The 12,632-nt window shown below is 53.4% G+C and carries 15 protein-coding genes; 13 read left to right on the top strand and 2 right to left on the bottom strand.

Annotation, left to right across the window (positions count from 1 at the left end; all coding sequences use genetic code 11):
• Nucleotides 1-80 precede the first annotated feature (80 nt).
• The 6 genes from D5085_16520 to argH all read left to right on the top strand — a co-directional run bounded on the left by D5085_16520 (nucleotide 81) and on the right by argH (nucleotide 5,802).
• Nucleotides 81-1,400, top strand: coding sequence for a TlpA family protein disulfide reductase (locus tag D5085_16520; protein QEP44596.1), 1,320 nt, complete (start codon nucleotides 81-83; stop codon nucleotides 1,398-1,400).
• Between the two features lie 236 nt (nucleotides 1,401-1,636).
• A complete protein-coding gene (locus D5085_16515) occupies nucleotides 1,637-2,290 on the top strand; it encodes an adenylate kinase (protein ID QEP44595.1) in 654 nt (217 codons plus the stop codon).
• A gap of 273 nt (nucleotides 2,291-2,563) precedes the next feature.
• On the top strand, nucleotides 2,564-3,172 hold the full coding sequence (locus D5085_16510; GenBank protein QEP44594.1) for a DNA-binding response regulator: 609 nt from the start codon (nucleotides 2,564-2,566) through the stop codon (nucleotides 3,170-3,172).
• Nucleotides 3,173-3,333: 161 nt separating this feature from the next.
• Entirely contained in the window at nucleotides 3,334-3,657 is a 324-nt protein-coding gene (locus D5085_16505; protein ID QEP44593.1) for a (2Fe-2S) ferredoxin domain-containing protein, read from the top strand.
• The gene (locus tag D5085_16500; GenBank protein ID QEP44592.1) at nucleotides 3,657-4,364 is read left to right on the top strand and encodes an alpha/beta hydrolase; all 708 of its coding nucleotides are present in this window, start codon (nucleotides 3,657-3,659) and stop codon (nucleotides 4,362-4,364) included. The genes D5085_16505 and D5085_16500 overlap by 1 nt, the downstream gene beginning before the upstream one ends.
• A 16-nt stretch (nucleotides 4,365-4,380) precedes the next feature.
• Entirely contained in the window at nucleotides 4,381-5,802 is a 1,422-nt protein-coding gene (argH, locus tag D5085_16495; GenBank protein QEP44591.1) for an argininosuccinate lyase, read from the top strand.
• On the opposite strand, the gene D5085_16490 is transcribed toward argH, so the two are convergent.
• Nucleotides 5,796-6,587 (bottom strand): enoyl-ACP reductase, encoded by a 792-nt coding sequence (locus D5085_16490; protein ID QEP44590.1) that lies wholly within the window; start codon nucleotides 6,585-6,587, stop codon nucleotides 5,796-5,798. The genes argH and D5085_16490 overlap by 7 nt on opposite strands.
• 223 nt (nucleotides 6,588-6,810) lie before the next feature.
• Between D5085_16490 and D5085_16485 the strand changes: the two genes are divergently transcribed.
• The 3 genes from D5085_16485 to pyrB all read left to right on the top strand — a co-directional run bounded on the left by D5085_16485 (nucleotide 6,811) and on the right by pyrB (nucleotide 8,852).
• Nucleotides 6,811-7,047 (top strand): DUF2892 domain-containing protein, encoded by a 237-nt coding sequence (locus D5085_16485; GenBank protein QEP44589.1) that lies wholly within the window; start codon nucleotides 6,811-6,813, stop codon nucleotides 7,045-7,047.
• A 117-nt stretch (nucleotides 7,048-7,164) separates the two neighbouring features.
• Nucleotides 7,165-7,908: a CDP-diacylglycerol--serine O-phosphatidyltransferase gene (gene pssA, locus D5085_16480; protein QEP44588.1), complete on the top strand. Its 744-nt coding sequence runs from the start codon at nucleotides 7,165-7,167 to the stop codon at nucleotides 7,906-7,908.
• An 11-nt stretch (nucleotides 7,909-7,919) separates the two neighbouring features.
• The gene (pyrB, locus tag D5085_16475) at nucleotides 7,920-8,852 is read left to right on the top strand and encodes an aspartate carbamoyltransferase (GenBank protein QEP44587.1); all 933 of its coding nucleotides are present in this window, start codon (nucleotides 7,920-7,922) and stop codon (nucleotides 8,850-8,852) included.
• A gap of 19 nt (nucleotides 8,853-8,871) precedes the next feature.
• Here the strand turns inward: pyrB and D5085_16470 are convergent, their stop codons facing one another.
• Nucleotides 8,872-9,402, bottom strand: coding sequence for a hypothetical protein (locus D5085_16470; GenBank protein ID QEP44586.1), 531 nt, complete (start codon nucleotides 9,400-9,402; stop codon nucleotides 8,872-8,874).
• 265 nt (nucleotides 9,403-9,667) lie between these two features.
• Between D5085_16470 and D5085_16465 the strand changes: the two genes are divergently transcribed.
• The 4 genes from D5085_16465 (at nucleotide 9,668) to D5085_16450 (ending at nucleotide 12,552) form a co-directional block, all read left to right on the top strand.
• The gene (locus D5085_16465) at nucleotides 9,668-10,108 is read left to right on the top strand and encodes a cytochrome c5 family protein (GenBank protein QEP44585.1); all 441 of its coding nucleotides are present in this window, start codon (nucleotides 9,668-9,670) and stop codon (nucleotides 10,106-10,108) included.
• Nucleotides 10,109-10,304: 196 nt separating this feature from the next.
• Entirely contained in the window at nucleotides 10,305-11,063 is a 759-nt protein-coding gene (gene pomA, locus D5085_16460) for a flagellar motor protein PomA (GenBank protein ID QEP44584.1), read from the top strand.
• 66 nt (nucleotides 11,064-11,129) lie between these two features.
• Complete coding sequence (locus tag D5085_16455) at nucleotides 11,130-11,945, top strand: type VI secretion system protein TssL (protein ID QEP44583.1); 816 nt, start codon at nucleotides 11,130-11,132, stop codon at nucleotides 11,943-11,945.
• A complete protein-coding gene (locus tag D5085_16450) occupies nucleotides 11,932-12,552 on the top strand; it encodes a hypothetical protein (protein ID QEP44582.1) in 621 nt (206 codons plus the stop codon). Before D5085_16455 ends, D5085_16450 begins: the two co-directional genes overlap by 14 nt.
• Nucleotides 12,553-12,632: the final 80 nt, after the last annotated feature.

The following is a 12,632-nucleotide window of genomic DNA, read 5'->3' as shown; positions in this document are numbered from 1 at the left end:
GCAGCAGCAGTGGAAGTAGAATGATCCAGACAAGATAGAACCAGCCCCCTACATTGAGCAGCAGGGCGATAACGATCCCGATGAGGGTGTGTAATAGGAGAGCGATAAACATGGTGAGACTAACAACTCGATTGAATAACAGCGGAGGCAGGGCGCTATTATACCGATTTTTGACGGCACTGTTATTCGGTTCGGTCGCGCTGCCGCTGCTAGCGACCCCGATGGAGGTTATCGATAACGAAGGTAATCAGATTAGCGTCGAGCGGATGGCGACTGAGGGGGAGCTATTAGTCATCTGGCTCGATGATCACCAAGAGCGCCGCGAGGGGCTAGATAGGGTGGTGCAGCAGCTCCATCGAGCGGGGATCGAGCTATGGCGTATCGACCTGTTGAGCGACTACTTTTTAGCTCGTAGCGCCGAGAACGAGGTCAACCTCTCTGGCGAGGGGGTAAGGGCCGTTATCGAGCAGGCGCATCGACAGAGCGAGAAGAGGATTCTGCTCGTCGGGTACGATAGAATGCCGTTAGCGCTACTAAGGGGAGCCTACCTTTGGCAACAGCAGCAGGGACGAGGGCGGTTAGCGGGGGCGGTGCTGCTCTACCCTAATCTCTATCGGCTGGCTGAGCAGGCGGGGGAGCTGCCGCAAATTGCCCCGATTGTGGAGCGAACCACGCTACCTCTGGTGGTACTACAGCCGGAGGCGGGTACCCACCGTTGGCTGATTGAGCCGGTGATGGCGCAGTTGTGGCAGCAGCGGCGACCGGCCTTTATTGAGCTACTCCCGGGGGTGCGTGACTGGTACATTATGCATCCGCCGCAGAGTGCAGCGCATCAGTACCAAATTGATCGACTAGCGCCGCTGCTACAGCGCTATGCGACTCTGCTGCTGAGTCTTGAGGCCGAGGCACCGCAGCAGCCGCTGCCAGAGTCGAATCAGCAGCACACCGTCGCCGAACTGGTGCCGCTATCGCCGCCGCAACACTATAGCCATTTTGAGCTGCAAGAGGCGGTCAGTGGCGAGCTACTACGCCTTAGCGACTATCGGGGCAAGGTGGTGCTGCTCAACTTCTGGGCTAGCTGGTGCCCCCCCTGCGTGGAGGAGATTCCCTCGATGAATCGACTACAGCGTCGCTTCTCAGATAACGATTTTAAGGTGGTCTCGGTCGATTTTCGTGAGTCAACGGCGACGATTGAGGCGTTCATTAAGCGGGTTCAGGTGGAGTTTCCGATCATGATGGATAGTGACGGTAGAGTGGCGCACGCTTGGCGGGTCTTTAGCTTTCCTAGCTCATTTATCCTAGATCGCAGCGGCGCTGCCCGCTACTCAGTCAATCGCGCGATAGCGTGGGATCAGGCGCAGATTTTGCAGTCGATTCAAGGCCTAATCGAAGAGCCGTAAAAGTGGGTTTTGATGGGCTGTGGGCGCTGATTTACACCCTAATAAGCATCGTAAGTTAGCTTAATGTTTTTGAGTCAGTAAGTTTATAATGTCTCTGAACATGTCCATTTTAGAGAAAAAATCGGGGCAAATTTATTGAAATAAAAGTACGATTTTCTTTTCCATTTTGGCCGGTTTCTGATACTCTTACATTTCACAAATAGTGTTCTAAATTTGATTGTAAGGAGAGTTGACTCGTGAGATTGATTCTGTTAGGTGCCCCTGGCGCTGGCAAGGGGACTGTGGCGAAGAGGTTAACCGCACTTGACGGTTCGGTACAGATCTCCACCGGTGACATTTTACGCGGCGCGGTTCGTGCCGGTACTGAGCTAGGCCAGAAGGCTGAGGGCTATATGACGGCCGGTGATCTGGTTCCTGATGAGCTGATTCTGGATATTATGGCGGAGCGGTTACAGCAGGAGGATTGTCAAAAGGGCTTTCTGCTCGATGGCTTCCCCCGCACCATTCCCCAAGCTGAAGCGCTCAAAGGGATGTTGCAGAAGCTCGATATTGCGCTAGATGGCGCGGTTAATCTGGATGTCCCGCGCGATGTCATCCTTGATCGTCTCACCACTCGTCGTACCTGCGTTAACCCTGAGTGTCAGGCTATCTACAATGTCAAAAGCATGCCGCCTAAAGTAGAGGGGGTGTGTGATAAGTGTGGCAGCCCGATCGTACAGCGGGATGACGAGACCGAAGAGGCGATTAGCAAGCGGCTCGACACCTACAATGAAAAGACGGCTCCTCTGGTCGATTTCTATCAGCAAGAGGGCAATCTGCTTAATGTCAACGCCACTTCAAGCGATGCGGTGGTTGAGGCGATTAAGGAGAAGCTGGGGATGGGCGGCTAATGTTGCTGCACTGAACTGGCAAAAAAAAACCTCCCCCCATGCCACTAGGGGAAGGCTTGAAAATCAGCTTCTCAATGAAGCTGGAGATGAAAACCAAGTAGGGATGTCAAACTCTGATGTGCTGTCACAACGGGGCTATCTTAGCCAAAAAAAATGCGGCTGCCAATGTTTTGTTGATGGTCTAAAGACATTCATGTATGAATGTTTATTTTTTTCTTGGCTTAACATCCTTCCTGACTAACTAACCTTAAAAGTGATGAAAGTATTGATTTTATGAAGATTTTAATTGTTGATGATCACGCATTTGTACGCCATGGCCTAAAAGCTATCCTGAAAAGCATCGATGAAAATGCTAATTTTGTTGACGCAGTGGACTGCGAAAATGCCATGGAAATTATTAATTCGCAAGATGTCTTCGACATGGTGCTGCTCGATATCTACTTGCCCGATACCCAAGGATTGAAGTGTCTGGAGCAGGTTCTGCGTCGTGTCGGTAATCCGGTGGTGATAGTCTCGACCCTAAGAGATCCTAAAATGATTTGGGATGCGCTCAAAATGGGGGCGAGGGGCTTTGTCTGTAAGGGGATGCGCCCTGAGCAGATGGAGGCGGCCTTTAAGATTATTCACTACGGTGGCCACTACATTCCTAGCGAGGTGTTGGCCATGCCGCTGTGTGGGGAGCGCACAGGTCATCTGACCCGACGCCAGACCCAGGTGCTGGAGTTGATTGCGCAAGGGCTGCCTAATCAGGAGATTGCCGATCAGATCGGCTGCCAAGAGAAGACAATTCGCTCCCATCTGACCCAAATCTATAAATTTCTTAAAGTCAAAAGTCGCGCTGAGGCGATTAAAGTGGCGCAGGAACGCGGGGTTATCGAGTAACTTCGGTTACCTTGTCATCCTGCTCTGTTTAGCTCGCTGTGAACGCTCTGTTCGTGGCGAGCTATTGTCTGGGTTGAGCCCCTCGCCGTCCGCTGGCGGCGAGCGGAGCTTTCCCCCCTAATTAAACTTAAACTTAAACATAGTCTGTTATTGGATGCGCCATGTCATACTATCAGCACCACCTCTTTTTTTGCCAAAATCGCCGCGATGAGGAGCAGCCCTGCTGTGGCCGCTTTGCCGCCGATAAGTTGCGCGACTATGCTAAAAAGCGCTGTAAGGAGCTCAATTTGACCCAAGAGGGTCGTGGTGTTCGGGTCAATAGTGCTGGCTGCCTGAATCGTTGTGGGGCGGGGCCGGTACTCGTTATCTATCCCGATGCAGTGTGGTACACCTATGTTGATCGCGATGATATTGATGAGATTATCGAATCGCACCTACAGCGTGGCAAAGTGGTCGAGCGGTTATTGGTCGATAGATCGCTGTAATGAGCGATATCTATTTTGATAATCTGCACCTGCACCATATTTACGATGGCTTGGAGGAGGATCTCTGCACCGGGGAGACGATCTTTGTCTCTGGGGCGAGCGGTAGGATAGAGGTTTTAACCTCCTGTCCCGACTGTTATCGGGGTGAGCTGCCGATTGTTATTACCTGTCACCCCCACCCACTTCATGGGGGGACGATGAAAAATAAAGTGGTGCATATCTTAGCTGAGACCTTTGCGAACATGGGATTGATGAGTGTGACCTTTAATTTTCGCGGGGTCGGCAGAAGTCAGGGGCGTTACGATCAGGGCCGAGGCGAGAGTGAGGATCTTATCGCTGTCTGCCACTATTTTCAAAGGCGCTATCCCCGCACACCGCTCTGGTTGGCCGGATTTTCGTTCGGTGCATACATTGTACTAAAGAGTTATCACCAGGTCGGTGCGAAGCGATTGTTGCTCGTCGCGCCACCGGTAACGCTGTTCGATTTTAATACCCTGCCTGAGATCGATGTTCCGTGGATGGTCATTCAGGGGGGTAAAGATGAGGTTATTGAGCCGATTAAAGTGGCCGAGTGGGTAAAACAGCAGCCGGAGCGGCCGACTCTGCGCTGGATGAGCGATGCGGATCACTTTTTTCATGGTCGTCTTAATCGGGTACGCGATTCGCTATTAAAATATTGGCGCCCCGAGGCGGTCGAAAACTGTTAAAACACGGAGTTAAACGATGAGTCAAATAGCTGCTAAGCCGTGGACTGGCCGCTTTACGGAACCGACTAACGCTTTTGTGGAGGCGTTTGGTGCCTCGGTTGGGTTCGATTACCGCCTCTATCAGCACGATATTCGCGGTTCGATAGCCCATGCGACTATGCTCGCCGAGGTGGGGGTGTTGACTGATGCTGAGTCTGGGCAGATCGTGGCTGGACTAAAGCAGATTGAGGCTGAGATCGAACGGGGCGAGTTTCAGTGGTCGGTGGCGCTGGAGGATGTCCACATGAATATCGAACAGCGACTCACCGAGCTGATTGGCGTGACTGGTAAAAAGCTCCATACCGGCCGCTCCCGTAATGATCAGGTGGCGACCGATATTCGCCTCTATCTGCGCGATGAGATCGATCTGCTCCAGCAGGAGCTACAGCGGCTGCGGCGCAATATCATAGACCACGCCGAACGCGAGGCCGAGACGATTATGCCCGGCTTTACCCATCTACAGATCGCTCAGCCGATCACCCTAGGCCACCATCTGCTGGCGTGGCACAGTATGCTGCAACGGGATAGTGAACGGCTAATGGACTGTCGCAAGCGGGTCGATGTGATGCCGCTCGGCTCTGCTGCTCTAGCAGGGACGACCTATCCGATTCAGCGTCAGCGCACGGCACAGCTACTCGGTTTTGCCTCTGTCTGTAGTAACTCGCTAGATGGGGTCTCCGATCGCGACTTTGCGATTGAGTTTACGGCGTGGGCAGCGCTGCTATTGATGCATCTGTCGCGCTTTTCAGAGGAGCTGATTTTATGGAGTTCGCAGCAGTTTAACTTTATTGAGCTCTCCGATGCCTTCTGTACCGGCTCGTCGATTATGCCGCAGAAGAAGAACCCCGATGTGCCGGAGTTGGTGCGAGGGAAGAGTGGTCGTGTCTATGGCCATCTACTGAGTCTGCTAACTTTAATGAAGGGGCAGCCGTTGGCCTATAACAAGGATAATCAAGAGGATAAGGAGCCGCTGTTCGATACTGTCGATACGGTCAGAGGGGTTTTGCGCGTCTATGCCGATATGCTCGGCCCGAAAGAGGGGGGGGGCGGGGAGTCCCATTTGCGCTTTAATCGGCAGAGGATGCGTCAAGCCGCCGTGGAGGGCTTCTCGACAGCGACCGATCTAGCCGACTATTTAGTGCGTAAAGGGGTCGCGTTTCGCGATGCGCATGAGATAGTCGGTAAGGCGGTTCGGTTAGGGGTAGAGAGCGGCTCCGATCTCGCTGAAATGGCTCTAGAGCAGCTACAGCAGTTTAGCGAGGTGATCACCGCCGATGTCTATGAGATTTTAACCCCCGAGGGGTCGGTCGCCGCCCGCAACCACCTAGGGGGCACCGCACCGGCGCAGGTGCGTTTGGCAGTTGTGGCGGCTAGGGCGCAGCTCGAACAGGGCTACTGAACCTCCTCCGGTACCGACATCGCCTGCACATGGTAGCCGGCATCGACATAGAGTACCTCGCCGGTGATGCCGGAGGCGAGATCGGAGCCTAAAAAGGCGGCTGCGTTCCCGACCTCCTCAATCGTGACATTGCGGCGCAGGGGGGAGTTTCTCTCACCATAGTCGAGTAGTTTGTTAAAGTCGCTAATCCCTTTGGCAGCTAGCGTTTTAATCGGCCCTGCGGAGATAGCGTTAACTCGAATCCGCTCTGGCCCCATATTGGAGGCCATGTAGCGGACATTCGCCTCTAGTGAGGCTTTGGCCAGCCCCATCACATTGTAGTGAGGCACCGCGCGCACGGCTCCTAAGTAGCTTAGGGTCATGAGTGAGCTACCTGCCGTCAGCAGGGGGCGTGCCGCTTTAGCTAGGGCGACAAAGCTGTAGCTACTGGTCTCGTGGGCGATGCGAAATCCCTCTCGGGTGACATCGTCGAGATAGTTGCCATCAAGCTGGCCTGCTGGGGCGAAGGCAACCGCATGGACTAAGATATCGAGTTGAGCCCACTGCTGCTGTAGTGCGCTAAAGAGGGCATCAATGTCAGAGTCGTCGTTAACATCGCAAGGATAGAGTAACGAGGAGCCACACTCGGCAGCGACTCTGCTAACGCGGCTCTGTAGTTTATCGTTTTGATAAGTAAATGCGAGCGAGGCGCCCTCGCGGTGCATCGCGGTCGCGATTCCGGCAGCAATAGAACGGTTACTAGCTACCCCAACAATGAGCGCGGTTTTTCCTTGCAAAAAACCCATGCGATTCTCTCCTTAATGGCTGAAATATGGTCAAATATCGGACTGAAAGCGGGGATTATACCCGCTTATTTGGCGAGCGGCGAATATCTGATGGTTGATTGGCGGTGAAATATCGCCACAATATGGCTAATGCGTTACGGCGCAGCTATTGATCTTGAGATCAAACCGGTTCAATATAAACAAATTAGATTTTACTCATTAACCAAAGCAGGAGAGTGCTACTATGTCTATTGAGCGTATCGTTTTTGCCGTGGCCGGCTTTTTCATCATGTTAAGTCTGGCGCTAGGAGTGGAGGCGAGTCCGATTTATCACCACTCCTACTGGCTCTTCTTTACCGCCTTTGTGGGGCTGAATCTGTTTCAGACCGCCTTTACCGGCCTCTGCCCGATGTTTTTTATCCTCAAGGCGCTCGGCTTTAAAAAAGAGAGCGATAAGGGGGGCGATGCCCCTGCGGTTTGAGGCTAGCTTGACGGCGATAAATTCTCAACTCACCCCGCCTAAGGCGGGGTTTTTTGTACCCTTTCACCGATAACGGTGAGATAATGGGTGCCATTGTGATTCACATCAGGGGGAGCTATGCAGCAGAAGAGTGAGGGAGAGCGTCGGCGCGGTATCTACCTGTTACCGAATCTGTTTACGACCGCCGCACTCTTTTTCGGCTTTTTTGCCATTATTTCGGCGATGGAAGATCGCTTTAGCGAGGCGGCTATCGCTATCTTTTTGGCGATGATCTTTGATGGTCTCGATGGGCGCATAGCCCGCATGACCAATACCCAAAGCGCTTTTGGGGCCGAGTACGATAGTCTGGCCGATATGATCTCTTTCGGTTTAGCGCCCGCTTTGGTGATCTTTGAGTGGTCGCTGTACAGCCTTGGCAAAATTGGCTGGCTGGTCGCTTTTGTCTATACCGCAGCGGCGGCGCTACGGCTAGCGCGGTTTAATACCCAAAGCACTACCGCAGATAAGCGCTATTTTCAGGGCTTAGCGAGTCCTGCGGCGGCGGCGACTGTGGCGGGGATGGTTTGGGTCGGCTCAGATTACGCCCTATCGGGGGTCGATATTAGCTGGGTGGCGCTAGTGGTCACGCTGCTAGCGGCGCTGCTCATGGTGAGTAATATCCGTTACTATAGCTTTAAAGATTTTGATCCGCGCCACCGTATCCCCTTTGTCGCGCTGATTTTGGTGGTGATGGTGTTTGTGCTGATCTCTATCGATCCTCCACAGGTGCTATTCGCTGCGGTGGTGATCTATCTCTTTTCGGGGCCGGTGCTGACGGTGGTGATGCGATTAAAGGTGCGTCGTCAGCGCAAGTATCATTGAGGAGTATCGAAGTGGCTACCCCCTATCATGTCGTTGATGCCGCACAGTTTACGGTCGCAGAGCTTAACGATCTCTTTATTAGTGCCGATGAGATGGAGGAGTTGGTGCTCCGTAATGGCGTCACCGATACCTTGGCTAACCGAGTGATGGTGATCCTCTTCTATCAGCCTTCAACTCGCACTCGGCTCTCGTTTGAGGCGGCGATGTCGCGTCTTGGCGGGCACTATATTTCGACCGAAAATGCATTGCACTTCTCCTCCCATGCCAAAGGGGAGTCGCTTGAAGATGCGATTCAAACGGTCGCCTGCTACGGCGATGTGGTGGTGCTGCGCTACCACAAGGAGGGGGGGGCGAAGCGGGCCGCACGGGTCAGTCCGGTGCCTTTAATTAACGCCGGTGATGGGCCGGGTGAGCATCCGACCCAGGCGCTGCTCGATATGTACACTATTCGCAAACAGTTCGGTAATATCGATAATTTGGGTATCGCCCTAGTCGGTGATCTAAAACATAGCCGCACGATCCACTCACTCGCCTATCTGCTAGCTAGTTATCCTGTCAGAAAGATCTATCTGGTCTCTCCTGAGTCGGTCACCATGCCTAGGGCGCTGCTAGAGCATCTGTGGCAGTGTGGGGTGGTGGTTGAGGAGAGTCGTCAACTGGTCGATGTGGCTGAAGATGTCGAGGTGATCTATACCACCCGCCTACAGCAGGAGTACTTTGATGAGCCGGAGCTCTATCAGGCGACCCAAGGGCAGTATATTTTGACCGATGAGGTGATGCAGCTACTACCGCAGGAGGCGATTATTCTCCATCCGTTGCCTCGCAATGAGGAGATCCCCTATAAAGTCGATCACGACTCTAGGGCTCGCTATTTTCAGCAGGTGCGTAATGGGCTCTATATGCGTATGGCGCTCCTTGAGCGGGTGCTGCTAGGGGTGGATTGAGTCTTGGGGAGGGGCAGGGCTAAAAGGTGGTGCGTTGAAAGTGGCTGTGGTGGCACTTGGGGCAGGGGGGGACTCGTCCCGGTTTGTAGAAGTGGAGCGAATGGCGACACTGTTGGCACTCCAATGTACCGAGGGTGACAATTTGGCCAGTGTGGATATTGCGGCTCTTTTCAGCCTCAGTGGCAAAATAGTTGAGTTGTTGTGAGAGTTGTAGTTGGGTCTGATCGGCGAGTTGAGCCACAATATCGGCGAGCCGCTCTTCAATAAGTGCCATGTCGAACTGGAGCCAGCTCTCTAGCTCGCTGCCCGTTTCGTGCAGGTAGTGGACGACGGCGTGGAGATCCCGCTTTAGGTAGTCGCCGAGGTGATCTATCTCCTCTCGGGTCAGTTCGGTCAGTTCTGATAGCTTCTCTAGCGCTGTGTCGATTCGTTGAGTCAGGGGTTGTTGTCGATTTTGCGTCTCAATTGAGTCGAGTAGCTGCTGGTACCCCTTTAGCAGTGGATCCTCGGTGCTGTGCTCGGTTTTGGGGGGGGTATCTTTGTCGGCCATGGGTTTGAGTTCCGTAGTGGTGGATGGAAAAACCCGATTGTAACGAGATTGGCTAGTTAATTAAACCTATCTGTGCGCCGAGCTGTCAGCTAACTTCAAAACGGTTTCATATTCGTTTTTGCTGATATTTGCTATAATCGCCGACAACGGTTGGCAGGGGGCGTGCCTCTGCCGGTGTGGTGTGGTGTCCGGTTTGGGTTGGCACCGTTATTTATAAAGCTTATTTTTGGAGTGTGCTGTGAAAAAAGAGTCAACGAATTTTGGGATGAGTATCGCTATCTTTGTTGTTTTGGCGCTGGTATTGGCTGGGTTAAGTCGATTGATAACGACTGCCTACCTCCCTTCGAGTAGTGGCGATATGAGCCCTGAGGCGGTTGCCTTGCGCATCGCCCCGGTGGGTAAACTCAATACCGGTGATCCTATCGTTGTTGCGGCCGCAGAGCCGGCAGCGCCCGCCGGAGGGGCGAGATCGGGTGAGGCGATCTATCAAGCCTCCTGCTTTGCTTGTCATGCGACTGGCGCGGCGGGGGCACCGCTCTTAGGCAATGTTGAGGCGTGGGCACCCCGAATCGCACTCGGGATGGAGGCGCTGCTAGCGACTGCGATTAGCGGCAAGGGGGCGATGCCGCCACGGGGCACTTGTGGTACCTGCTCAGATGATGATCTGATGGCTGCGATTGAGTATATGGTGTCGCAGAGCCAGTAAGTGCTGAACAGCCGCGATGGCTGTGTTGATAGGTGACTGCGGACCGGTCAGTGGAATTAACTCTGTAGCCGCCCCAGCCCTTTTTGGGGTTAAAGTTTTTGCTGACGACTGACGATTAAGTTGCAAATGTGGCATTATTGTTGAGTGTGCCTGCGGGTATCGGGTGGGATTCTCTGAATAGTTGGAGTATGAGAGGGTGGATTTAGCAACATTAGTTGGTTTGTTAGGGGCTTGGGTGGTCATGATTGCAGCGATTGTTCTCGGTGCGAGTCCAGGCATGTTTCTTAGCCCGCCCTCAATGCTCATTGTGTTAGGGGGAACTTTTGGCGCAGTGATGATGAAGTTCAGTATGGCGCAGTTTTTTGGTGCCATGAAGGTCTTTATGAAAGCGCTATTTAACAAGCTGCCGAGCACTGATACGCTAGTAGAGGAGATTGAGGAGATGGCGGCGATAGCCCGTAAGGAGGGGCTGCTGGCGCTAGAGGGGCGCGAAATCTCGGATCCGTTTTTAGAAAAAGGGATTCAGATGATGGTCGATGGCCATAGTCCGGAGATGATTCGCAGTGTGATGGAGAAGGATATGCAGCAGACTAGTGAACGACATGAGCTAGGGGCCTCCATCTTTAAAGGGTTTGGCGACTATGCGCCAGCGATGGGGATGATAGGTACCTTGATTGGTCTGGTGCAGATGCTCTCTAATATGGATGATCCAAAAGCGATTGGACCGGCGATGGCGGTCGCACTGCTGACCACCCTTTATGGCGCGATGATCGCCAATATGTTCGCCCTGCCTGCGGCCGATAAGTTGGGGCTGCGTGCGGCAGACGAAAAGCGGATCAAATCGTTAATTATCGATGGTCTGCAGTCGATTCAGGCGGGGCACAACCCCTACATTATCAAAGAGCTGCTCGCTACCTATCTCCCCCCTTCTAAACGCAAGGTTGAAGAGGAGTAGAGCAGAGCTGTGTCAGAGAGTTGCGATTGTCCGAAGTGTCCCCCACCCGGGGCACCGCCTTGGGTGATGACCTTTGCCGACCTAATGTCGCTGTTAATGTGCTTTTTTGTGCTGCTGCTCTCTTTTTCGGAGATCGAGGCGCAAAAGTTCAAAATGGTGGCCGGATCGCTAGAGAAGGCGTTTGGGGTGCAGCGGGAGGTCAAGGCGGAAGATACCCCGAAAGGGACTAGCATTATTGCGCAAGAGTTTAGCCCCGGTAAGCCGCAACCGACACCCATTAATGAGGTCAAGCAGACGACGACCATAGAGAAGCCGAATATCGAACTGACTCCTAATGAGGGGGGAAAACAGTTTAGCGAAGCGGAGATGGAGCGAGCGAGACAGTTATTAGCCGAGGCGGAAGCTAAAGTGGTGGCGCAGCAGGCGGCCGAACGCAAGGCGGAGGAGACCGCAGCACAGCTACAGCAGCAGCTAATACGGGAGATTGAGCAGGATTTAGTCGAGGTGGAGACCGTAGAGGATAAGGTGATTATCCGCATTAAAGAGAACGGCTCCTTTCCCTCTGGTTCGGCCACATTAATGAACGACTTTTTACCGACTATGGAGCGGATTACCGAAGAGGTGGCCTCACTCGATGGTCGAGTGGTGGTCAACGGCCATACCGATGATGTGCCGATTAGTACCGCCCGTTTTCGCTCTAACTGGGAGCTCTCTTCGGCGCGAGCGGTCTCAGTCCTGCAATTTATGCTCCAGTCGGGGCTGCTGCGGGAGAATCAGATGGAGGTTAAGGGGTTAGCCGATACCAAACCGCTAGTGGCGAACGATAGCGAAGAGAATCGTGCCATTAACCGCCGCGTTGAGCTGGTGATTGCGCCTAATTAGAGCGATTGACAAGCTAGCGTTGGAAAATCGTCGCCGCCATTTTCGGGTAGATAGTGTGCTCTCTGTGGGTTGGAGAGAGGTAACTGCGGCTGAGATTGACGCAATTCGCACCGACTACCTAGCTGTAAGAGAGTTCTCCGGTGAGCAGTTGCAGCAGGAGCAGGCGATTTTGCAGGGGCTGCACCGTGTCGAGCAGCACTATCCCGACCTAGGTGAACTGTTGATGCGGCTAAATAGCAAAATAGACGCTCTGCGGGGTGAGGTTGAAGCGATGCGCCAACGCCATCAGCGGCACAACGATATTGCTAACCGAGGTCACCATAGCGTCAATTTGAGCGCTAGCGGTATGGCGCTACTGCTTCAGCAGCCGCTAGAGCGAGACTCTCAGCTACTATTGCAGCTAGAGCTACCCGCTATCGGGCTGCCGCTACAAGTGGTGGCCAAGGTGATCTACTCACTATGGCAGCCAGAGGAGTCGCTATGGCGTACCGGCATGGAGTTTGAGTATCTGTTTGATGACGACCAGCAGCTAATTCAGCACCATGTGATGCAGGTGCAGCAGCAGCAGTTAGCCCAAAGAGCTCAACACAAACCCCCGTTAGCGTGAAAAGCGCTAGTGGTGCACCCTATTAATCGTTATAATGGCCGCCGTTTTTGCCCTACTATTCTGTTTTTAAGGAGTTCCAT

The sequence above is a fragment of the Ectothiorhodospiraceae bacterium BW-2 genome, assembly GCA_008375315.1.
Classification (GTDB): Bacteria; Pseudomonadota; Gammaproteobacteria; order Thiohalomonadales; family Thiohalomonadaceae; genus BW-2.
Note: the sequence above shows the minus strand (reverse complement) of the source record. Positions and strands in the feature narration are given on the sequence as shown.